Source organism: Paenibacillus sp. B46(2026) (genome assembly GCF_056786355.1).
On record NZ_CM165907.1, the window covers coordinates 5,929,128 to 5,950,577 of the forward strand.

The 21,450-nt window shown below is 46.9% G+C and carries 11 protein-coding genes, 11 tRNA genes and 2 rRNA genes; 1 reads left to right on the forward strand and 23 read right to left on the reverse strand.

What is annotated here, in order from left to right; translation table 11 throughout:
* Nucleotides 1-357 precede the first annotated feature (357 nt).
* The 9 genes from ectB to ppc all read right to left on the reverse strand — a co-directional run bounded on the left by ectB (nt 358) and on the right by ppc (nt 14,250).
* Nucleotides 358-1,641, reverse strand: coding sequence for a diaminobutyrate--2-oxoglutarate transaminase (gene ectB, locus AC1S8V_RS26235; RefSeq protein WP_076217242.1), 1,284 nt, complete (start codon nt 1,639-1,641; stop codon nt 358-360).
* A gap of 1,425 nt (nt 1,642-3,066) precedes the next feature.
* Nucleotides 3,067-4,899, reverse strand: coding sequence for a glutamine--fructose-6-phosphate transaminase (isomerizing) (glmS, locus tag AC1S8V_RS26240; protein ID WP_482071372.1), 1,833 nt, complete (start codon nt 4,897-4,899; stop codon nt 3,067-3,069).
* Nucleotides 4,900-5,144: 245 nt separating this feature from the next.
* Complete coding sequence (locus tag AC1S8V_RS26245; protein ID WP_482071373.1) at nt 5,145-5,453, reverse strand: hypothetical protein; 309 nt, start codon at nt 5,451-5,453, stop codon at nt 5,145-5,147.
* 378 nt (nt 5,454-5,831) lie between these two features.
* The gene (glmM, locus tag AC1S8V_RS26250) at nt 5,832-7,172 is read right to left on the reverse strand and encodes a phosphoglucosamine mutase (RefSeq protein WP_482071374.1); all 1,341 of its coding nucleotides are present in this window, start codon (nt 7,170-7,172) and stop codon (nt 5,832-5,834) included.
* A 71-nt stretch (nt 7,173-7,243) separates the two neighbouring features.
* Entirely contained in the window at nt 7,244-8,737 is a 1,494-nt protein-coding gene (locus AC1S8V_RS26255) for a CdaR family protein (RefSeq protein ID WP_482071375.1), read from the reverse strand.
* Nucleotides 8,730-9,566 carry a diadenylate cyclase CdaA gene (cdaA, locus tag AC1S8V_RS26260; RefSeq protein ID WP_145325921.1) on the reverse strand — a complete coding sequence of 279 codons (837 nt, stop codon included), beginning with the start codon at nt 9,564-9,566 and terminating at the stop codon, nt 8,730-8,732. Before cdaA ends, AC1S8V_RS26255 begins: the two co-directional genes overlap by 8 nt.
* 313 nt (nt 9,567-9,879) lie before the next feature.
* Nucleotides 9,880-10,494, reverse strand: a complete 615-nt coding sequence (locus AC1S8V_RS26265) for a zf-HC2 domain-containing protein (RefSeq protein WP_482071376.1) — start codon at nt 10,492-10,494, stop codon at nt 9,880-9,882.
* Between the two features lie 136 nt (nt 10,495-10,630).
* Nucleotides 10,631-11,197 carry an RNA polymerase sigma factor SigW gene (gene sigW, locus AC1S8V_RS26270; protein WP_017692117.1) on the reverse strand — a complete coding sequence of 189 codons (567 nt, stop codon included), beginning with the start codon at nt 11,195-11,197 and terminating at the stop codon, nt 10,631-10,633.
* A gap of 260 nt (nt 11,198-11,457) precedes the next feature.
* Nucleotides 11,458-14,250: a phosphoenolpyruvate carboxylase gene (gene ppc, locus AC1S8V_RS26275; RefSeq protein WP_482071377.1), complete on the reverse strand. Its 2,793-nt coding sequence runs from the start codon at nt 14,248-14,250 to the stop codon at nt 11,458-11,460.
* Between the two features lie 585 nt (nt 14,251-14,835).
* On the opposite strand from ppc, the gene AC1S8V_RS26280 reads away from it, so the two are divergent.
* A complete protein-coding gene (locus tag AC1S8V_RS26280; protein ID WP_482071378.1) occupies nt 14,836-15,168 on the forward strand; it encodes a WGxxGxxG family protein in 333 nt (110 codons plus the stop codon).
* Nucleotides 15,169-15,491: 323 nt separating this feature from the next.
* Here AC1S8V_RS26280 and AC1S8V_RS26285 read toward each other — a convergent pair whose 3' ends face one another.
* The 14 genes from AC1S8V_RS26285 to AC1S8V_RS26350 all read right to left on the reverse strand — a co-directional run bounded on the left by AC1S8V_RS26285 (nt 15,492) and on the right by AC1S8V_RS26350 (nt 21,274).
* Complete coding sequence (locus tag AC1S8V_RS26285) at nt 15,492-16,946, reverse strand: IS1182 family transposase (RefSeq protein ID WP_482071379.1); 1,455 nt, start codon at nt 16,944-16,946, stop codon at nt 15,492-15,494.
* 145 nt (nt 16,947-17,091) lie between these two features.
* A tRNA-Gly gene (locus AC1S8V_RS26290) sits at nt 17,092-17,162 on the reverse strand.
* Between the two features lie 12 nt (nt 17,163-17,174).
* Nucleotides 17,175-17,248, reverse strand: a tRNA-Pro gene (locus tag AC1S8V_RS26295).
* A gap of 15 nt (nt 17,249-17,263) precedes the next feature.
* Nucleotides 17,264-17,340: transfer RNA gene (locus AC1S8V_RS26300), tRNA-Arg, on the reverse strand.
* A gap of 7 nt (nt 17,341-17,347) precedes the next feature.
* Nucleotides 17,348-17,422: transfer RNA gene (locus AC1S8V_RS26305), tRNA-Gly, on the reverse strand.
* 10 nt (nt 17,423-17,432) lie between these two features.
* Nucleotides 17,433-17,513: transfer RNA gene (locus AC1S8V_RS26310), tRNA-Leu, on the reverse strand.
* Between the two features lie 6 nt (nt 17,514-17,519).
* Nucleotides 17,520-17,595, reverse strand: a tRNA-Lys gene (locus tag AC1S8V_RS26315).
* Between the two features lie 9 nt (nt 17,596-17,604).
* A tRNA-Gln gene (locus AC1S8V_RS26320) sits at nt 17,605-17,679 on the reverse strand.
* A gap of 10 nt (nt 17,680-17,689) precedes the next feature.
* A tRNA-Val gene (locus tag AC1S8V_RS26325) sits at nt 17,690-17,765 on the reverse strand.
* A 7-nt stretch (nt 17,766-17,772) separates the two neighbouring features.
* Nucleotides 17,773-17,844, reverse strand: a tRNA-Glu gene (locus tag AC1S8V_RS26330).
* A gap of 10 nt (nt 17,845-17,854) precedes the next feature.
* Nucleotides 17,855-17,927, reverse strand: a tRNA-Thr gene (locus tag AC1S8V_RS26335).
* A gap of 3 nt (nt 17,928-17,930) precedes the next feature.
* Nucleotides 17,931-18,006: transfer RNA gene (locus tag AC1S8V_RS26340), tRNA-Asn, on the reverse strand.
* Nucleotides 18,007-18,090: 84 nt separating this feature from the next.
* Nucleotides 18,091-18,207 (reverse strand): 5S ribosomal RNA (gene rrf / locus AC1S8V_RS26345).
* 139 nt (nt 18,208-18,346) lie between these two features.
* Nucleotides 18,347-21,274, reverse strand: a 23S ribosomal RNA gene (locus AC1S8V_RS26350).
* Between the last annotated feature and the right edge of the window lie 176 nt (nt 21,275-21,450).

Here is a 21,450-nt window from a genome sequence, read left to right on the forward strand (position 1 = left end):
GTACCTCCTGATTTGGCACCCGAGCTGCCTTTGAGAAGCCTATGTTTAAGGGGTATTGATACACTCTATGTACGATTTGCTTATTCCCCCACAGCCCTGGTGTGGATAAGTAAAGATTAGGCTGCAGGGTAGTGAGCTTTTCCTGACGATTAAATTTAACGAGGGTACTGCATGAGACTCAAGGAATGCTCCGTATGGCACGAACGGTACTGCCCTTGGATTGCCGGAGATTTCCATGCTGATTGACGTTACCGCAGGTAGCATGAGGAGAAAGCGCTACCTTAACATCAAGTCTGCACGCCCTCCGGAAGGCACTTTCATGCCTCTTGCCGGGGGCGGCCATCGGCTTGGCCAAGCTTAGGTCGTTACTAACAAATCCTTGGTCTCCTGAGAGATCACCTGCTGCATACTGGACTTGATAATGGCGCAGCCGGCGGTCAGATGCTCCATCGAGACGGTAAGCGGAGGCATGATCTTCAGCACACAATCTCCTCTGCCGGCTCTTTCAATGATGAGCCCGTTCTCGAAGCTGATATCCGTCACCCGCTTCGCCCCGGCTTCATCCATGAACCCCGAGACGTCAATGCCCCAGATCAGGCCGAGTCCGCGGATGGCGATGGACGGATGCAGAGGCTTGATTTCTTGATCAAGGAACGAGCGCACATACTCTTCCTTCTGCTTCACCTGAGCTTCCAGTTCGGTTCTATCCCGGAACTCGAGAGCAGCCTTCGCGGCCACAAAAGCCAGCTGGTTGCCGCGGAAGGTGCCGTTGTGCTCGCCCGGCGTCCAGATATCCAGTTCGGGCTTCAGCAGCAGGAGGGACATTGGCAGGCCGTACCCGCTGATCGACTTCGACAGGGTAATGAGATCCGGCTCGATCCCCGCACGTTCGAAGGAGAAGAATTCGCCTGTCCGGCCGCATCCTACTTGAATCTCGTCTGTAATGAGCAGAATATCGTGCCTGCGGCAAAGCTGCTGCAGCTCGCGTAGCCACTGCGCGTCGACAACGTGAATTCCTCCTTCGGCTTGTACCGTTTCAAGCAGGATCGCGGCCGGCTTATCGATTCCGGAGTGCGAATCAGTCAGGATATTCTCGATATAGCCGAGCGTATCCATTTCTGCAAAAGCCCCGCTCGGGTGCGGCATGAACGTAACTCCGTCCAGAGGAAGCCCCGCCCCTTCTCTCATGGACTTGGAGCTTGTCGCCGACAGACTGCCGAGCGACATGCCGTGGAAGCCACCCATGAATGCGAATATTCCACTTCTCTTCTTCGCCTTGCGTGCCAGCTTCAGGGCCGCTTCCACCGCATTCGTCCCTGTTGGACCGCAGAATTGAAGCTTGTAATTCAGCTTCTTCGGCTCCAGGATCCGCTCTGAGAAGCTCTGGATGAATTCACGTTTGGCCATTGTATACATATCCAGACCGTGCATAATCCGGTCGGAAGTCAAGTAATCGAGAACCCGGTCTTTAATATAATCGTTGTTATGGCCGTAATTGAGTGCCCCGGCACCTGCAAAGAAATCAATATATGCTCTTCCGTCCTCAGAATATAAAAGGTCTCCCTTGGCCCGGTCGAATACCACCGGAAAACTTCTGCAGTAAGATCTTACGTTGGATTCCAGCTTTTCAAAAATGCTCACTCACTTCATCCTCCATCGGAATTGGGATAAGGTTGGCTCCATCTTTCTGAACCTTCCTTTCTGAACCTTCTGACGTCATGGAGCAACATATTCTAGGCTGTCATTTTCCACAATTGTTGGTCCCCGCATCCCGGCTTGTTGGTTAGCCAGTAGACTGGTCTCTCGCACACAGCTTGGATGGGTATAAAAAACCCTACAATTCCATTTATTAGAATAATAGGGAATAAGACCTAGGTAGAATTATATCAAAATTTCGAAGAATGTATAGTAAAATTTTTGTTAAATTTAGTAAAACCTTTGTTAAATTTGGTCTATGGAACATAATGTGTTAATATTTTGTCAAAAAAAAGTGAATAGAGAAGAAAAAAAACGGGGATAATTTCCATAAATTGAGGGAGTCGACGCGTGTCGACATTCAGCCGGAGTACAGGATAATTCGGGATATTTCCTGTAGATATTCTCTGCCGGTGCTCCGAATCCTTGCGCTTTGCAATAACTTAACATGATTACCTGACGAATTTCTGGAAGCCTGCCTGGAAGCTGGCCGCAGCGTTCGCCCAGATGGCAGCCGGCATAGTTTTCTATCCCGCCGTCTTCACTGCGCCTCTGCTAGAGTAAAGGGCAGATAAATTCTGCTCCCCCTCATCAAACCGTACGTGAGGTTTTCCCTCATACGCTTTCCGATGTTCATCATTCATGTGCATGCAGATTACAATAGCCTTCTGATTCCGAGTTGAACGGACAATGATTTCACTTCGAGTAATGAGCTCCTCCATCGAGCGCGTTGACGCTTCTTGGCATACCATTTTGTGAGTCACTGAAGGATGTGCCAGTCACGTTTAGCCATCTTCCTTTATCGTTCGAATGATCTCGTATGCCTGATCCGCATCCTTCTTGGGGATAAGTTGGCGCTTTACGGATTGCGGATGGTAATCGCTTTCTTTTAGAAGTCGATAACATTCCTGCACGAAAAATATTTCAAATGTGAGAATTACAAAAAGGTACTCTTCCTAAGGTACTTTAAAATCCGGTGGATTTTCGTTCAATGAATGACCGCAATTTACGATGCACAAACACAAATAAGGTGGTTCTAATATTCAGAACCACCTATTTTAACTTCTGTACCTACTTTATGAATAACATCTTATTTTCAGATTTTATTTTGCTCTAATTCGCTCAAAGTCCCTTGCGATACTCCTATTAATTTCGAAAATTCAAGTTTGTTTTATTTATGTAGTTTCCGAATGCGTCTTATTTTCTCTCCAACAGTTTACATTGTTTCCCCCTTCCTTAAACATCAAAAAAGTCCTGATGACTTAGAGCCATCAGGACCATTATTTTGTTTAGACATTATTGGTTTACTGATTCTATTGATCAACCCGTTATCCATGTCATCGGACAACAAAGTAATTTGTACAGAATCCCTTACTCAACCGTTACACTCTTCGCCAGGTTACGTGGTTTATCCACATCGTGACCCAGTGCCAGAGATGCGTAGTATGCCAGCAATTGCAATGCAACTACAGACAGAGCCGGACTAAGCAATGGCAACGTCTTAGGAATCGCAAACGCTTGGTCTACAGATTTCAGCAATGGTGCTACGTGCTCTTCATACGTAATTGCCAATACATCTGCGCCACGTGCTTTCACTTCTTTGATGTTGCTCACTGTTTTCTCAAGTACGTTTTCCTGCGTTGCCAGGGCAATAACAGGGATACCGTCTTCGATCAATGCGAGCGTACCGTGTTTCAACTCACCCGCAGCATAAGCTTCAGAGTGAATGTAAGAGATCTCTTTCAGTTTCAACGATCCTTCTTGAGCTACTGCATAGTCAAGACCACGGCCGATGAAGAAGAGATGTTCATGTTTGGAGATTTGCTCTGCATATCCTTTGATTGCATCCGCTTGCTCCAACATGGATTCCACTTGCTCAGGCAATGCTTGCATCGCTGCCAGCGTGTGTGCAATCTCTTCTGCGGATTGAGTACCACGAACTTGTGCAAGGTACAGACCGAGCAAGTTGAACGCGATCAACTGCGAAGTATACGCTTTGGTAGAAGCTACTGCAATTTCAGGACCTGCCAATGTTGCGATAACATCATCTGCATCACGTGCAATGGAGCTGCCCACTACGTTCGTGATTGCCAGTACATGTGCGCCATTGGATTGTGCTTCGCGCAATGCAGCAAGCGTATCGGCAGTTTCACCGGATTGACTCACTACAATTACGAGTGTATCTTTGTGCACAATTGGGGAACGGTAACGGTACTCGGAAGCCACATCTGTTTCAACCGGAATACGCACCAATTGCTCAATCACTGTACGTCCAACCAGACCTGCATGGTACGCTGTACCACATGCAATAATTTGAATGTTACGGATATTTTTAATTTGTTCTTCTGTCATTTTCAACTCAGGAAGTTGAACCTTTTTGCCTTCATTATCGATGCGACCCAGCATTGTATCACGGTATGCTTTTGGTTGCTCATGAATTTCTTTCAGCATGAAGTGCTCGAATCCGCCTTTTTCTGCGGTTACAGCATCCCAATCGACACGAATCATTTCCCGAGAAATAAAGTTGCCTTCAATCGTCATCAATTCGACAGCATCATGTGTCAATACAGCCATTTCACCATCATTCAGAATGTACACGTTACGTGTATGTTCCAGAATTGCCGGGATGTCGGAACCAATGAAGTTCTCGCCTTCACCAATACCAATAATCAATGGGCTTGCTTGACGAACAGCTACGAGTTTCTCAGGCTCATGCTCTGTCAAGACACCCAGTGCGAATGCGCCACGCAACAACGTGATCACTTTTTGCACTGTTTTAACGATATCACCATTGTATTCACGTGCAATCAGGTGAGAGATAACCTCAGTATCTGTCTCGGAAGTGAAGGTGTGACCTTGAGCCATTAATTCGTCCTTCAGATCCAGGTAGTTCTCAATAATACCATTATGCACAACAGAGAACTTCTGGCTTCCATCGGTGTGTGGATGGGAGTTCTCATCCGATGGTTTACCATGAGTTGCCCAACGTGTGTGTCCGATTCCGGCATTACCTACCAGTGGTGTACCATCCAGCTTGGCTTCAAGGTTCGCAAGACGACCGAGAGCTTTCGTGATTTGCAGACCTTCCGGTGTGAATACCGCGATACCTGCAGAATCATAACCACGATACTCGAGTTTCTTCAATCCTTCGACCAATACCGATTGAGTGTTCTTATTACCAATATATCCAACAATACCGCACATAGTTTATTTCCTCCGTTTGTATATGAATACTGTGTAACGAAGAGAAACAGGCAGAGGCGGCATATCGGAAAAATGAGTGATTGCCTAGCGTTTCATGAATACTTGTTACCTATTCAATTATCAATGATCAGAGCGACCTCGTGTCGCCCCGCAGTCATCATAAGCTGTTATGAATGCAATCATGAATGTACATCATTTTCCCGTCCGCGTACTGTTTACGCTCTTCACGCACATTCATTTGAATTTTAGTTTAACTCTTGCACCTGCACCGGCGCGTTGTGTGGACAGTCACCTATCCATTTTCCGCAATCCGGTTTACGGCTCTGGTGCTTCACCGGGAGGTCCCCGCCGAACAATCCGAACACCTCCACCTCGTCAGCTTGATTGCCGTTGGTGTTAATCAGCCATCTCTTCGACTTAAAGATAATTCTGATCAACATCATCCCGCGCAACTCCAAGCTCTGGCGCTTGTGTAACTGTAACCTTACGTTCCTCACTTTCTGTGTCTGAATGACGACTCCACTCATTATATGCACGTCAGGTCCATTTTGCAATGGAGCAAAGTACCTGTGGCAATTTCAGCATATTTACCCACAATCCCGACCGGATAAACGGACCCATGGTCTCATCAGGCCGGGACGCAGGAATATCCATCATTAGAGGTAATTCAAAAAGTCCGCTTTTGATTACGAATCATGCCTAACGGCATCATCAGCATCGAATATGAAATTCAGCCGAAATGTCCGTTGCTCACGTAGTTTCCCTACGCTCCGCTACTCCATTTCTATCTTCATTCCATCTTCTCGGTACTGAAAACCAGACTTTTTGAACACGCACTATAAGTCCTAAATCATGTTATATTATACCCTTTACCACACAACAATTCCCTTAAGAAAACCGTATGCAGAAGTTATTTCTTACATCTTCCAGTCCTATACTAGTTCCTTTTGCACTACATCTGCGATTTGAGACACAAATTGTTCAAGTTCTTCTTTATCTGGTCCTTCCGCCATAACACGGATCAGGGATTCAGTACCTGAAGCACGAACGAGTACACGTCCATTATCGCCGAGTTGTTGTTCTACTGTAGCAATAGCCTGCTCGATCGCAGAATTGCCCTCGTATTTACTCTTATCTTCAACACGCACATTGACCAATACTTGTGGGTACTGGGTCATCAGCGCTTTTAGTTCACTCAGTTTTTTACCAGAAGCCTTGAGTGTATCCACGAGTTGAATCGCAGTCAGCATACCGTCTCCGGTTGTATTGTAATCAAGGAAAATAACGTGGCCAGACTGCTCTCCGCCCAGGTTGTAACCGCCGCGACGCATTTCTTCCATCACATACCGGTCACCTACTGCCGTTTTAGCTGTTTTCAGTGCAAGTTTCTCCGTTGCTTTGTAGAATCCAATATTACTCATAACGGTCGATACAACGGTACTGTCCTTCAACTTGCCTGCACGATTCATCGCATCACCACAGATGCACAGAATGAAGTCTCCATCCACCTCAGCGCCTGTCTCATCAATAGCAATCAGACGATCCGCATCCCCGTCAAAAGCAAGACCCAGATCCGCTTTATGTTTGAGCACTTCCTGTTTAAGGTTCTCTGGATGAGTTGATCCACATTGCTCATTAATATTCAGGCCGTTAGGCTCAGCGCCAATGGCAATGACTTCTGCACCAAGTTCACTGAACAATTTCGGTGCCAGCTCATAAGCTGCTCCGTTTGCACAGTCCAAAACAATTTTAAGACCGGAGAATGACTCATTTACAGTTGTTTTCAGGAAATCGAGGTAACGATAGCGGGATTCCTCATCCGTCGTTACGGTACCCAGACCGCCACCAACTGGCCGTGGCAATTGATCTGTCTCCGCATCCATCAGCTCTTCAATCCGGTTCTCTGTCTCATCGGACAGCTTGAAGCCATCTCCGCCAAAGAACTTGATTCCGTTATCCTCAACCGGATTGTGGGAAGCCGAGATCATCACGCCCGCATCAGCCTTCAACAAACGTGCAATGTATGCCACTCCCGGAGTGGATACAACGCCCAGACGAATCACATCAGCGCCGATGGACAACAGACCTGCAACCAGTGCGGATTCTAACATCAATCCCGAGATACGAGTATCCATGCCGATAACCACTTTCGGTCTTTCCACACCACCTGCAAGCACGTAACCACCACAACGTCCAATGCTGTAAGCCAGCTCTGCCGTTAGCTCTTTATTGGCAACCCCTCTTACACCGTCTGTACCAAAATATTTCCCCATGATTTAACTCCTTCTATTCGCATCTTATACGAGCACTGTTATTATTTTTTAAGAATTTTAGAATTAGAACGTTACGGATTTGAGCCACTTTTACTGCCACTACCGCTGTTATTGTTATTTAAATTACCTCGATTGGTTGTGCTCCCCTGTTGACCCTGATCCTGATTGTCCGTATTCGATTCCGTCTCTTCTTCACCAGGAACAGGCTCAGTTTCCCCATTTTCGACCTCGGCTGGTGTAGGGTCAGGTGCTACCGTTCCCTCATCCGTCGGTTCTTCGCCAGGAGAGGTCGTTGTATCTTCAGCCTTTTCGCTAATTTGGACCGTTGCACTCAGAGCATTAGATGATTCCTCCAGTTTGGCAAAACGGGGCAAGTCGGCTTCAAGCTTGATCTCATGCGTTCCGACCGCAAGTCCAGCAAGATCCCCCGTCAACGTGAGATCATCACTACTCAGACCCTCAAGCATACTAGCTGAGCCTGTGAGTGTGAGGTTTAGACCGCCACTTCGAGGCGTAACCAGCGTACCTTCCAGTCCATTCCCCACACCCGTAAGTGTGATGGGGACATTCGGAAAGACTTTCGTCGTCTCCTCTGCCTCGTCAAATGGTGATATGGTTACCTTGATCTGAATCGAACTAGGCTCGATTTTCTCAAAACCGGAAGGCGGCGTCAAGTCCACGTTAACTGTCGACGTACCTGACTGCTCAAACTGCGTCAGATCAAGGGTTACTTGGTCGTAGGACTGTATACCCGCAAGCGCATCCTCTGATCCATAAACCGAGACTTCTTTCACGCTAGGCTCTACCGTGGAGAGAACCAGGCCTTCAGGCAACTGTCCCGAATATTTGATTCTTAAGGGTACAGATGTATAGGGCTGATTGACCGGAACCCGGACTTCAACCGTTTGTGGCGTTATAATCGCATTTTCAATGACCTTGCCCTCAGCATCGTATGCCTGAAGCTTCACTTTTTTCTGTATGACATCTTCCTTGGCATCTTTTACGCTCACACTGCCCTGGACCTTCGCTACAGCCTCAAGTTGCCCTTCGGGCAGAGTTACCTTAACCGGACCTGAAGGTTCAATTACGGGCGTCCCAGCACTGTATCCGGCGGATGTTTCTCCTTCGGGTACAATATTCACATTGAAAGATTTGGTGCCCAATTTTTCTACATTCACGGTAACCATGGAAGGCTCCATGCTGACCACTTCTACCCCGGAAGGCAGATCAGGCACTAGCGGCAGTGTATTGGACCCATCTTTCACCTGACTCAGATCGACCAGTACCTTATAATCGTCATTGGTAAAAATCGATGTTAGCATCGAACGCTGCCCTTTGATTTCCAGCCGGACCTCATCCGTACTTAATGAAGTAAGCACATAACTGTTGCTGTCTAATCCATAAGGTTGAACAGGCACCGTACGTTCCACAACCTTATTGGTTGTCCCTGTCGTAATCGTAGGGGTGGTTGGTACTTCATCCAAATGAATCATGAACCAGAGCAGCAGGCTCACCGCGAGTGCAAGTATTTTGGCAAAGTTATTGTTGTTAAACCACTTATCCATTGTTACGTCCTCCCTTCCGTTTCCAGAAGGTTGTCCAGCCATTCTTTTTCAGATTGGATGTAGGGCGCAACTCCTCATACAGTTTGGCAATCAGCGATTCTTCCTTAATATCACGAACGACCTGTCCATTCATCGCCAGCGACACCTGTCCTGTCTCCTCAGAGACAACCAAACAGATCGCATCTGCAACTTCGGTAATCCCGATTGCTGCACGGTGGCGTGTTCCCAATTCCTTGCTGATAAACGGATTTTCGGATAATGGCAAATAACAGGCTGCCGCCGAAATTTGTTTTCCCTGTATAATGACGGCTCCATCATGGAGTGGTGTATTTGGAATAAAGATGTTAATCATCAGCTCGGAGCTGACGAGAGATTGCATCTTAATGCCCGATTCCGTGTAATCGTTCAGACCCGTTTCACGTTCAAATACGACCAATGCACCTATTTTACGCCGTGACAAATAATTAACAGACTTAATAATCTCACCAATTAACACCGTTAATTCTTCATCACTTGCTGCCGCTGAACGTCCAAACAGCTTACCGCGTCCCAATTGCTCCAGACCACGACGCAGTTCCGGCTGAAAGATAATGAACACCGCAACGACACCAAACGTAAACATCTGGTTCATTAACCATTTGAGCGTATACAGGTTTAGCCACGTACTTAATGCCCAGATCAACACAAGGAACAGAATCCCTTTTAGGAGCTGAACCGCACGCGTACCCCGCACAAGCAGAATCAGTTTGTACATAATATAGGTAACGATCAATATATCGATAACGTCCTTAATGGACTCTTTCCACGTTAAGTCAGCAAAATAATTCATAAGCCAGCCCCCGCTATCCCCATTGATGAGTAAACCCTGATCTCATATTAACCCATTAGGATTTTATATAATCCTTTGTCTCCGCATTTTTGCATCATTGGATTCCTGCAAAATGCTTATCTATATGTAGTAGTATGTTCTCTTTAGTATCTAGGTTATAACGTTAACGTTCAGGTTGCAAGTTACGGCAGTCACAAACTGCACATAACATCACATTTACCATGAATTACAAAGTTTACGTATAAAAAAAGAGTACCCCATGCAATCTGGAGGTACCCTGCTTGGTATATACCATTGAAGATTTTACCCTGTTCTAGCGATAAGCCACTTCATTTACCATATTGGTTATTTTGTACCAGAACCAGTCCAGCGCCTGATCAATACTTTTCACCTGACCTGAAATATGCGCCGTTGAAGCCTGAAACAGTTGTCCGTCGATAACCGTCAGATTGCCGTTCACATCACCATATACTTGTGCAGTTCCATTTTCTATCGTAAGATCGCCAGCAATTGACTTACCTTCAGGAACAATAACCGTGTTACCCTGAATCACGATCTGGTCCAGATTATTTCCCTTAACGACCATTTCGTTATTCTGATTCCAGAAATTCAAGGCGCTAAAGAGCATCACGACCAAAAAGAAGGCTGCCGCCGTCAGCGCGGGATGTCCTTTGACCCATTTGAGCCATGCTTGCTGTCTCTTGGGCTGGGGCAGAGCATTCATAATTCGATTGGTCAGCTCATCCGAGGCAGACGGTGAATAGTGTTTCATGGCAAAAAGTAGCATTTCCGTCTGTTCCAACTCTTTAAAGCGCATGCGACAATCCGGACAGACCACAAGGTGACTTTTCAGTTCAACCTTCTGGGCCGGGGACAACGACTCATCCAAACATTCATGCATTAAAGAGACGGCCGAGTTGCAATCCATATGAGAGCCAATCCTTTCTTAAATCACTTAGTCCATGAGCACTTAAAAAGCACGCATAAGACTTGCATACATTACATACGCATCCGTTTCGGATATGTTTCAATTAATTTCGCCCAGATTTAAAGACGTTTAACATTTATAACTTATACTCCAATTTTTTACGTAGAAAATCACGGCCCCGATGAACGCGTGTCTTGATCGTTGTTACGGGCATACCTGTCACATCACTGATTTCCTGTAGCGACAAGTCCTGTAAATATCTCAGAATCATAACGGACTTATACTTGGCTGGCAAACTGTCAATAGCCTCACGAATGAGTGTCTGCGTTTCTGACAGAAGTGCTTCACTCTCCGGTGTACGATCATCACTCGGGAGCATCGCATAACCATCAGATCCTTCCTGATCATTCAGTTCAGCATCCAAAGAGTATGAAGGTTTCTTTCTGCGCAGTCGGTCAATACACAGATTAGTCGCAATCCGGTAGATCCAGGTCGAAAACTTCTGGTTCGGATCGTACTTCTCCATATTACGAAACACACGTAAAAACGTCTCCTGCACAACGTCTTCAGCTTCATGACGATTGTTCAGCATCCGGTATGCCAAATGAAACAGCTTGTCCTTATATAGTTCAACGATTTCTGCGAAGGCTCTCTGGTCGCCCTTAAGCACCAGTTTCACAAGCCTATTCTCCAAATTGTCCACCCTTATTCCCCCAGACATGCTGATGGGTCTTCCGTCTTCTGATACCCGTCCACACTTGTAATTCACCAATCAAATCGTAAATCAACTTTGGTCAAAAATCAAGACTGTATGACAAATATCTGCCAAAAACAGTAAAAACGGGAACTCCAGCAGGAGTCCCGTTTCATCTCTCACTCCGTAGAGCAGAGAATGGAGCTTTTAGTTAACAAAGTAATGGGTACTTTGTTTCATATAATCATTCATTTGCAACAGTTTGATAATCAACCTGTATTACGCAGTCCTGCAGCGATGCCGTTGATTGTCAGCAATACTTCTCTAAGCAGTTCCGTATCATCCTCACCACGTTCGCGCATATCTCTGAGCTCGCTCAGAAGTTGAACTTGCATGTAGGACAACGGATCCACATAAGGGTTACGAAGACGAATGGATTCTTGAATAACCGGTACATCATCCAGAATTTCAGCTTCTCCGGTAATTTTAAGAATCAGCTCTTTTGTGAGCTTGAATTCAGCTTCGATCTGACCGTATATGCGATCACGCGCTTCCTTGTTGGAAGTCATGGCTGAGTACTCTTTGGCAATCACCAGATCTGCCTTGGCTACGGCCATCTGTACCGTATCAATTAATGTACGGAAGAATGGGAAGCTTGCATACATTTCTTTCAGGACAATCAGATTTTCCTCTTTATCCTGATAGTAACTTTGCAGTCCTGTTCCTGCCGCATACCATGCTGGAAGCAGATAACGACTTTGTGTCCAAGCGAATACCCAAGGGATCGCTCTCAGATCTTCAAACTTGTCGCTATTTTTTCGCTTGGACGGACGGGAACCAATATTCAGTTCACCAACCTCCGGAAGCGGTGTTGATTCTTTGAAGAAGGTGAAGAAGTCCGGATCACGGAAAATCAGATCCTGATATTTTGTCAGGGATACTTCCGAAATCTCTTTGATGATGCTGTCCCAATGGCGCTCGGATGCTGACTCTTGCGGCTCAAGACCATTGAGTGCTGCTGTGATCAGAGCCGAAGTTGCCTGTTCCAGACTGCGGTATGCAATCCCCTGAAGGGAATAACGGGAAGAAATGACCTCTCCCTGCTCCGTAATCTTGATACCTCCACCAATCGTATGCGGTGGTTGAGCAAGAATACTACGGTTGAGCGGCATACCGCCACGTCCAAGAGCTCCGCCGCGTCCATGGAAGAACTTCAGCTTAACGCCGTGTTCATTACCTACAGCCGTGATGGCATTCATTGCTACGCGCAGTTCCCAGTTGGCTGTAACCACTCCGCCATCCTTGTTACTGTCTGAATAACCAAGCATGATTTCATGGAGTTCATTGCGTCCTCTTACGCTTGCGCGGTATACAGGAAGGTTGAACAGCTTCTGCATAATATCCGAAGCCGCATGTAGATCATCAATCGTTTCAAACAATGGAACTGCCTGAAGTGTAGATGTAATTTCACCGTTGTGTCCTTTGGTGAATAAGCCCACTTCCTTCGCAAATACCATAACCTCCAGCAAATCACTTGCTCCCTGCGTCATACTGATCAGGTAACTTGTGATACAGCCGGCCCCGAACTCGTTCTGGGCACGCTTAATGGTACGGAAGACATCCAGACACTCTTTGGTTCCCTCCGTGTATTGATGATAAGGAGAAGTAAGCGGACGCGGATCATCCAGCAAACGAGCAAGCAGATCAATTTTACCGTCCTCTGTCAGACGCGCATAATCTTCTACAATGTTCATTTTGGCCAAAATCTCAGACATCGCATTTTCATGTTCCTTACTGTGCTGACGCACATCCAATGCTGCGGTATGGAAACCAAACAACTCCACTTGACGAATCATTTTGCGAATAGTCGTATCAGCCACGTAATCAGCAAAATGATGGCGCAGACTTCGATCAATAATCATCAGATCATCAATCAAATCCTGAGCGCTATGATAACGGTCAGGTTGACCTAATTTGTTCTCGTCTAATACATTGTTCAGCTTGGCAATCATATAAGCCAATTTGATGCGATATGGCTCTTTTTCATTCCGCCAGATATCCACTTTTTTCAATGTAACACAACTACGGTCCTGCTCAATCGACTGCACCAGCTCATCCGATACATGGATGATGTTCGTGCTGAAGCTGAGATGGCCCATAAGTTCAATCATAATCCGTTGGTATTCACGCAAAGCGAGCTTGCGTTGCATCAACAGCGTCTGCCATGTTACATCTGAAGTTACCGAAGGATTTCCATCCCGGTCTCCACCGATCCAGGAACCGAAACGCAAATACGTCGGCACATGCCAGTCATGGTCTGGATAAAATTTATTCAGGCAGCGTTCCAACTCCTGATATACATCCGGAAGTACGTGGAACAACGTTTCATGAAAATAATACATCCCGTTCCGCACTTCATCGAGTACAGTCGGTTTGCGGTCGCGAAGTTCATCCGTCTGCCAGAGGGTAATAACCTCATTCAGCAGTTTCTCCCGCAACTGTTCACGTTCACGCAACGTCAGCGTAGGATTATCAAGTAGCATGACATCTTCGGATATCCGTTTGTGGATGTCCAGAATAACCCGACGCATGGCTTCGGTTGGATGAGCTGTCATAACGAGTTCCAGCGATAATTCGTCCAGAATCTCTTCTACTTCCGTATGAGACAGTCCACGTTCCTTGAGATCCTGTACTGCTTTTTCTATTGATCCTGGCTGCACCGCGTTCCCTGCAGAACGCTCATAATCCCGTTTACGCCGGATCCGATGGTTTTGTTCAGCAATATTAACTAATTGAAAATAAATAGCGAAAGCCCGAATAACCTGGTGACGATTGTCCGAGTCTAATTCCTGGATCATCGTTTTGAACTCTGCATACAGTTCTGGCAGAAATTCTGCACGCAACGATTTGCTCGTTTCCCGAATCTTCTCAACGATATCTAGAAGCTCCGTGCCGCCTTGATGGACAAGAACTTCCCCGAGAATATTGCCCAGGAACCGCACGTCTCGCCGAAGCAGGTTGTTGGATTGGCTTTTGCTGGCGGTTACCATAGTTTCAGTCATGCTTATCCTCCCATCTGATCGTTCCATTCGTACACGTAAATTTGACACCTTCATAACATCATACAATAAAATGGTACGAAAATCTTTATTTTTCTACTAGAAAAAATGGGGATTATCCCCGATTTACAGCACAAAAACACGCTTTTTTATTCATTTTCTTGTTCTGCTTCAATTAATGGTCATATGCTGTCGCATGATACCTTTTTCACGTACTTTAGATAAATCAAATGTCTCATACCTATGCTTAAAAATTCATAAATATACAGTTCTTTTAGATACGATTCAATGTACGTGTTATTAAGGTTAAAACCGCATAATATCATTGTTTGAGATCAGATGCCATACGAAGAAACATGACCGGCAAAGCAAGCTTTTGTATACTTTACCACAGTGACGCAATAAATTAAAGATGTAATTATAAATTTTCTTCCTAATACAGTCTGCTTATTAGGAAAGTTTCTTATGTATGTTTGCTAACCACGTGTAATCAAAGGAATATCTTAACAGACCATTTCTACATAATGTTCTTACCTTCTTGGGCAGATTACTCTATAGGCTCTAACCAAAAAAGGAGGAATCCAAATCATGAAAAAAGCTACAACTATTATTGCTTCTGTGCTTCTTGTCGCGTCAATAGCTGGCCCTGCTGCTGCTGATGGTCATATGACCAAAGGAATGGATACAAACGGCTCCCGTGTCCAGTCTTATCAGGACACCAACTACATGGACCGTACCAACACTAACATGAACATGAATGGAAACTACCGCAACAATGGTGACTATCGTGCCAATAATGTTCGTGCTAATGCCAATACCACCGACCGTGACAACGGTATGGATTGGGGCTGGCTCGGTTTGCTGGGATTGTTGGGTTTAGCTGGCATGCGTAAAAGAGTGACAGACCATAACGAACGTTAACAGAAATTAAGGCACGTTACAATCACTACTGCTGCATTTTAGCGGTACCTCAGAAGCAGAAGTAAACACAAGAGCCAAGACCTCCCTATTTTAATTGCAAAAGGGTCTTGGCTCTTTTAAACAAGAAATGTACTCTACATATAATAATTGATGTTTTATTGCGTAAAAATACAAATAAAAGAGCCTCTGCATCTGCGAGGCCACTGAAGAACTCGCATTTTTCCTTGTAGCTACGTACCTATTACAAAAAGAAGACATCCGGATCCCTATTTTGGGATGGATGTCTTCTTTTTGTGAACCCTAAGCAAGTTAGATTCCCGAATTTATTCATCTGCTAACTTCAGTATTCGCTTTAGATTTACAGCAAATATGGCCATTGCACCTTGTAATTGCATGCCAAGTAAACCCGAGGATGTGGCTATGTCATACCCGTGTCCATGTTTGAGTTCACTGTTTTTTGCTTCAATTTTGTAACGCTCTTTGGATTTATTTTTGAAATATTCTGTTTCTTGAAATGCCATTTGTTCGGAGTGTTCTTCGGATTTAATCGAAACGGAATACGTCTTGCTTTTGGCACCTTCTTTGTAGCAACCTTCCTTTAGTGGACAACGCTTGCATTGCTCTACATCAAAATAATAGGTGTCTGTTTGGTTTGTACCGACACCTTTCTTGCCTTGACGTGCCTTGCGGAGGGCCATATGCCCAGCTGGACACACGTACAACCCTGCGTCCTTATTAAATAGGAACTTCTCTTCCTTCTTACGGTTGCCTTGCGTAATGAGTGGATTGCGTTTCGCTACAAGTTCAATCTCATTTTTATTAGTATATACAATATTATCCTTTTCGGAATAAGCTGCGTCTCCAATGACGGTCTTCACTTGCATGCCAGCTGCTTTGCTTTTTTTGATTAATTCCTGCAGTTGTTTACCATCATTTTTCTCTCCTGTTGTAATGACGGCCGCTGTAATAATCCGTTCCTCGGTCATCGCCAGATGTGTTTTATATCCAAAGAAAGCAGAGTCTGCGCTCTTGTGTCCCACTCGTGCATCGGGGTCCGCCGCCAGGCGAAGTTGCTCGACGTCATCTGCAATCGTTTCTTTCAGCAGGTTGAGAGGCTCTAGAATTTTCGGCACTTGTGCGATCCCAGATTCAGTTTCGATGAAAGCGACAAGCTTCTGGCAATACTCGATTTCACCTTCGAGTTCGTTGGTTGTATTCTTTGTCGGCATGTTGGCTTTGGCCGATTCATCCAAGGTATACACAGCTTTGCGCAATTTCCGCGCACGGTCTTGCAGAATTTCTCGTGGTGACTTCTGGTTGTAGCGTGCTTTTGTATGCGTAGCATCAACAATAATGGAATGGCTCTTCACGATATTCTGCTCGATCGCAAGCGTCACCGTTTGACCAATGAGCATGTCCAGCAAATCCATATCTTTCAATCGCAGTTTGCGAAATTTTGTCAGGGAGCTTGGGTCGATAACGGAATCTTCTGGCGCCATACCGAGAAAGTATTTGAACGACATGTCGTACTTCGAGCGTTCGACGATATCTACGTCAGACAGTTCAAAGATAGCTTTAAGCAGTAAGTATTTAAACATGCGAATAGGATCGATGGCGTTACGTCCATTGTCCAAACAATATTTAGCTTCGAGTTCTTCATAAATGAAAGTGAAATCCACGAGCTCGTTAATTTTACGGAGCATATTGTCCTTCGGAACGACGATGTCATACAGTGCCGCATAAGGACTCAGGACTAAGGTTTGTTGTTGTCGGATCATCCGCTCTCACCTACTTTTCGTGATAACCCAATTATACGCAAAAAAGGTAAGGTTCTTCAATTTTCTTGAAGAACCTTACCTTTTTCTAAATGAGAACTTTTTCAGTGGCCTCGCATCTGCAAAGGCTCTTTTATTATGTCATGTAAGCGGGTGATGGGAATCGAACCCACGCTATTAGCTTGGAAGGCTAAAGTTCTACCATTGAACTACACCCGCATAAGCATAAAATCGGGATGACACGATTTGAACATGCGACCCCCTGGTCCCAAACCAGGTGCTCTACCAAGCTGAGCTACATCCCGATACTAAAAAAATAATGGCGCGCCCTGAGAGATTCGAACTCCCGGCCTTTTGATTCGTAGTCAAACGCTCTATCCAGCTGAGCTAAGGGCGCAAAATATTGGAGCGGAAGACGGGAATCGAACCCGCGACCCTCGCCTTGGCAAGGCGATGCTCTACCGCTGAGCCACTTCCGCAAATAAGGGATGCGCGTGGAGGGACTTGAACCCCCACGTCAAAGACGCTAGATCCTAAGTCTAGTGCGTCTGCCAATTCCGCCACACGCGCATATAATGGTGAGTCATGAAGGGCTCGAACCTTCGACACCCTGATTAAAAGTCAGGTGCTCTACCAACTGAGCTAATGACTCATAATAAAATGGCTGGGGATATAGGATTTGAACCTATGCATGACGGAGTCAAAGTCCGTTGCCTTACCGCTTGGCTAATCCCCATTAAATTAGATGGTGGAGGCTGAGGGGATCGAACCCCCGACCCTCTGCTTGTAAGGCAGATGCTCTCCCAGCTGAGCTAAGCCTCCATCTATATGACCCGTAGGGGATTCGAACCCCTGTTACCTCCGTGAAAGGGAGGTGTCTTAACCCCTTGACCAACGGGCCCCATTTTCAAAGCTCTCAACCGGGATCGAACCGGTGACCTCATCCTTACCATGGATGCACTCTACCTACTGAGCTATGAGAGCAAATGGCTCCCCGAACAGGGCTCGAACCTGTGACAACTCGATTAACAGTCGAGTGCTCTACCAACTGAGCTATCAGGGAATAATATGCATTTGCGGTGCAAATGCAACTCATCGTACAACGTCCACATGCAGAGCCTGTTTTCTATGTATGATGAAAGAGTTCGCTTGGCGGCGTCCTACTCTTCCAGGACCCTGCGGTCCAAGTACCATCGGCGCTAGAGGGCTTAACGGTCGTGTTCGGGATGGGTACGTGTGGAACCCCTCCGCCATCGCCACCAAACGGGCATTTGTATAACAAATGCGTTCGCGTTCCATTCGGTCCGGGCACGGCTGTGTGGATGAATGGTTCAGCGCATCTTCAGAGTGTTGTTCTCTGAAAACTAGATTCGAAACGAAACCTACGAATTACAACTTGCATATTGGATAAGCCCTCGACCGATTAGTACTGGTCAGCTCCATGCATTGCTGCACTTCCACCCCCAGCCTATCTACCTCGTCGTCTTCAAGGGGTCTTACATACTGGGAAATCTCATCTTGAGGGGGGCTTCACGCTTAGATGCTTTCAGCGTTTATCCCTTCCGTACATAGCTACCCAGCGGTGCTCCTGGCGGAACAACTGGTACACCAGCGGTACGTCCATCCCGGTCCTCTCGTACTAAGGACAGCTCCTCTCAAATTTCCTACGCCCACGACAGATAGGGACCGAACTGTCTCACGACGTTCTGAACCCAGCTCGCGTACCGCTTTAATGGGCGAACAGCCCAACCCTTGGGACCTACTTCAGCCCCAGGATGCGATGAGCCGACATCGAGGTGCCAAACCTCCCCGTCGATGTGGACTCTTGGGGGAGATAAGCCTGTTATCCCCAGGGTAGCTTTTATCCGTTGAGCGATGGCCCTTCCATGCGGTACCACCGGATCACTAAGCCCGACTTTCGTCCCTGCTCGACTTGTAGGTCTCGCAGTCAAGCTCCCTTATGCCTTTGCACTCTTCGAATGATTTCCAACCATTCTGAGGGAACCTTTGGGCGCCTCCGTTACTCTTTAGGAGGCGACCGCCCCAGTCAAACTGCCCACCTGACACTGTCCCCGCACCGGTTTACGGTACCAGGTTAGAACCTAGATACGATCAGGGTGGTATCCCAACGTTGCCTCCACAGAAGCTGGCGCTCCTGCTTCAAAGGCTCCCACCTATCCTGTACAGATCGTACCCAAATTCAATATCAAGCTGCAGTAAAGCTCCATGGGGTCTTTCCGTCTTGTCGCGGGTAACCTGCATCTTCACAGGTATTAAAATTTCACCGGATCTCTCGTTGAGACAGCGCCCAAGTCGTTACGCCATTCGTGCGGGTCAGAATTTACCTGACAAGGAATTTCGCTACCTTAGGACCGTTATAGTTACGGCCGCCGTTTACTGGGGCTTCGGTTCACAGCTTCGGGATTGCTCCCTAACCACTCCCCTTAACCTTCCAGCACCGGGCAGGCGTCAGCCCGTATACTTCGCCTTACGGCTTCGCACAGACCTGTGTTTTTGCTAAACAGTCGCTTGGGCCTTTTCACTGCGGCCCCCTCGTGCTATTCACACTACCGGGGCACCCCTTCTCCCGAAGTTACGGGGTCATTTTGCCGAGTTCCTTAACGAGAGTTCTTCCGCGCGCCTTAGAATACTCTTCTCGCCTACCTGTGTCGGTTTGCGGTACGGGCACCATCACCTGGCTAGAGGCTTTTCTTGGCAGTGTGAGATCATGACCTTCGCTACTGTAATTTTCACTCCCCATCACAGCTCAGCCTTACAATGTGCGGATTTGCCTACACATCAGCCTTACTGCTTAGACGGACATCCATCAGTCCGCGTCACTACCCTACTGCGTCCCCCCATTGCTCATAACGGCTTACGGTGGTACAGGAATTTCGACCTGTTGTCCTTCGACTACGCCTTTCGGCCTCGCCTTAGGTCCCGACTTACCCTGAGCGGACGAGCCTTCCTCAGGAACCCTTAGGCTTTCGGCGGATCAGATTCTCACTGATCTTTTCGTTACTCATACCGGCATTCTCACTTGTGTTGTGTCCAGCGCTCCTTACGGTACACCTTCAACCCCAACACAACGCTCCCCTACCCCTGATGCAAAGCATCAAGCCATAGCTTCGGTGGTGTGTTTAGCCCCGTTACATTTTCGGCGCAGAGTCACTCGACCAGTGAGCTATTACGCACTCTTTCAATGGTGGCTGCTTCTAAGCCAACATCCTGGTTGTCTGTGCAACTCCACATCCTTTCCCACTTAACACACACTTGGGGACCTTAGCTGATGGTCTGGGCTGTTTCCCTTTTGACAATGGATCTTAGCACTCACTGTCTGACTCCCGGAAGTAAGTCTATGGCATTCGGAGTTTGACTGAGCTTGGTAACCCTTGCGGGCCCCGCACCCAATCAGTGCTCTACCTCCACGACTCTGTTTTCCGAGGCTAGCCCTAAAGCTATTTCGGGGAGAACCAGCTATCTCCGAGTTCGATTGGAATTTCTCCGCTACCCCCACCTCATCCCCGCATTTTTCAACATGCGTGGGTTCGGGCCTCCAGTGCGTGTTACCGCACCTTCACCCTGGACAGGGGTAGATCACCCGGTTTCGGGTCTACGTCCACGTACTCACTCGCCCTATTCAGACTCGCTTTCGCTGCGGCTCCGGCTCTTCACCTTAACCTTGCACGGGAACGTAACTCGCCGGTTCATTCTACAAAAGGCACGCCATCACCCCTAAAACGGGCTCTGACTTTTTGTAAGCACACGGTTTCAGGTTCTATTTCACTCCCCTTCCGGGGTGCTTTTCACCTTTCCCTCACGGTACTGCTTCACTATCGGTCGCTAGGAAGTATTTAGCCTTGGCAGATGGTCCTGCCGGATTCATACGGGGTTTCACGTGCCCCGCACTACTCGGGATCCGTCTCGGAGGGAACCAACTTTCAATTACAGGGCTTTTACCTTCTTTGGCGGGCCTTTCCAGACCTCTTCGCTTAACCGGTTCCTTTGTAACTCCATGTGAGACGTCCCACAACCCCAGAGAGCAAGCTCTCTGGTTTGGGCTTCTCCGCGTTCGCTCGCCGCTACTGACGGAATCACTATTGTTTTCTCTTCCTCAGGGTACTTAGATGTTTCAGTTCCCCTGGTATGCCTCTGCACAACCTATGTATTCAGTTGTGAGTAACTGGAAATTACCCCAGCTGGGTTTCCCCATTCGGACACCCCCGGATCAAAGCTTGCTTACAGCTCCCCGAGGCAGTTTCGTTGTTCGCCACGTCCTTCATCGGCTCCTAGCGCCTAGGCATCCTCCGTGTGCTCTTAGTAGCTTAACCATATTGCTCCGGTTTTGACTGCTCGCTTCCCTTGTTTTGCTTACGCAAAGCCAAAAGTCACTCCCATTCAATACCATCGCAAAAGCAATTAACTACCGTTTTTATTGAAACTTGTTTACACAAGTTCAGCTAAAAAGGAATGTTCTAATTCGCATTTACTTTCGTTTCGATATCTA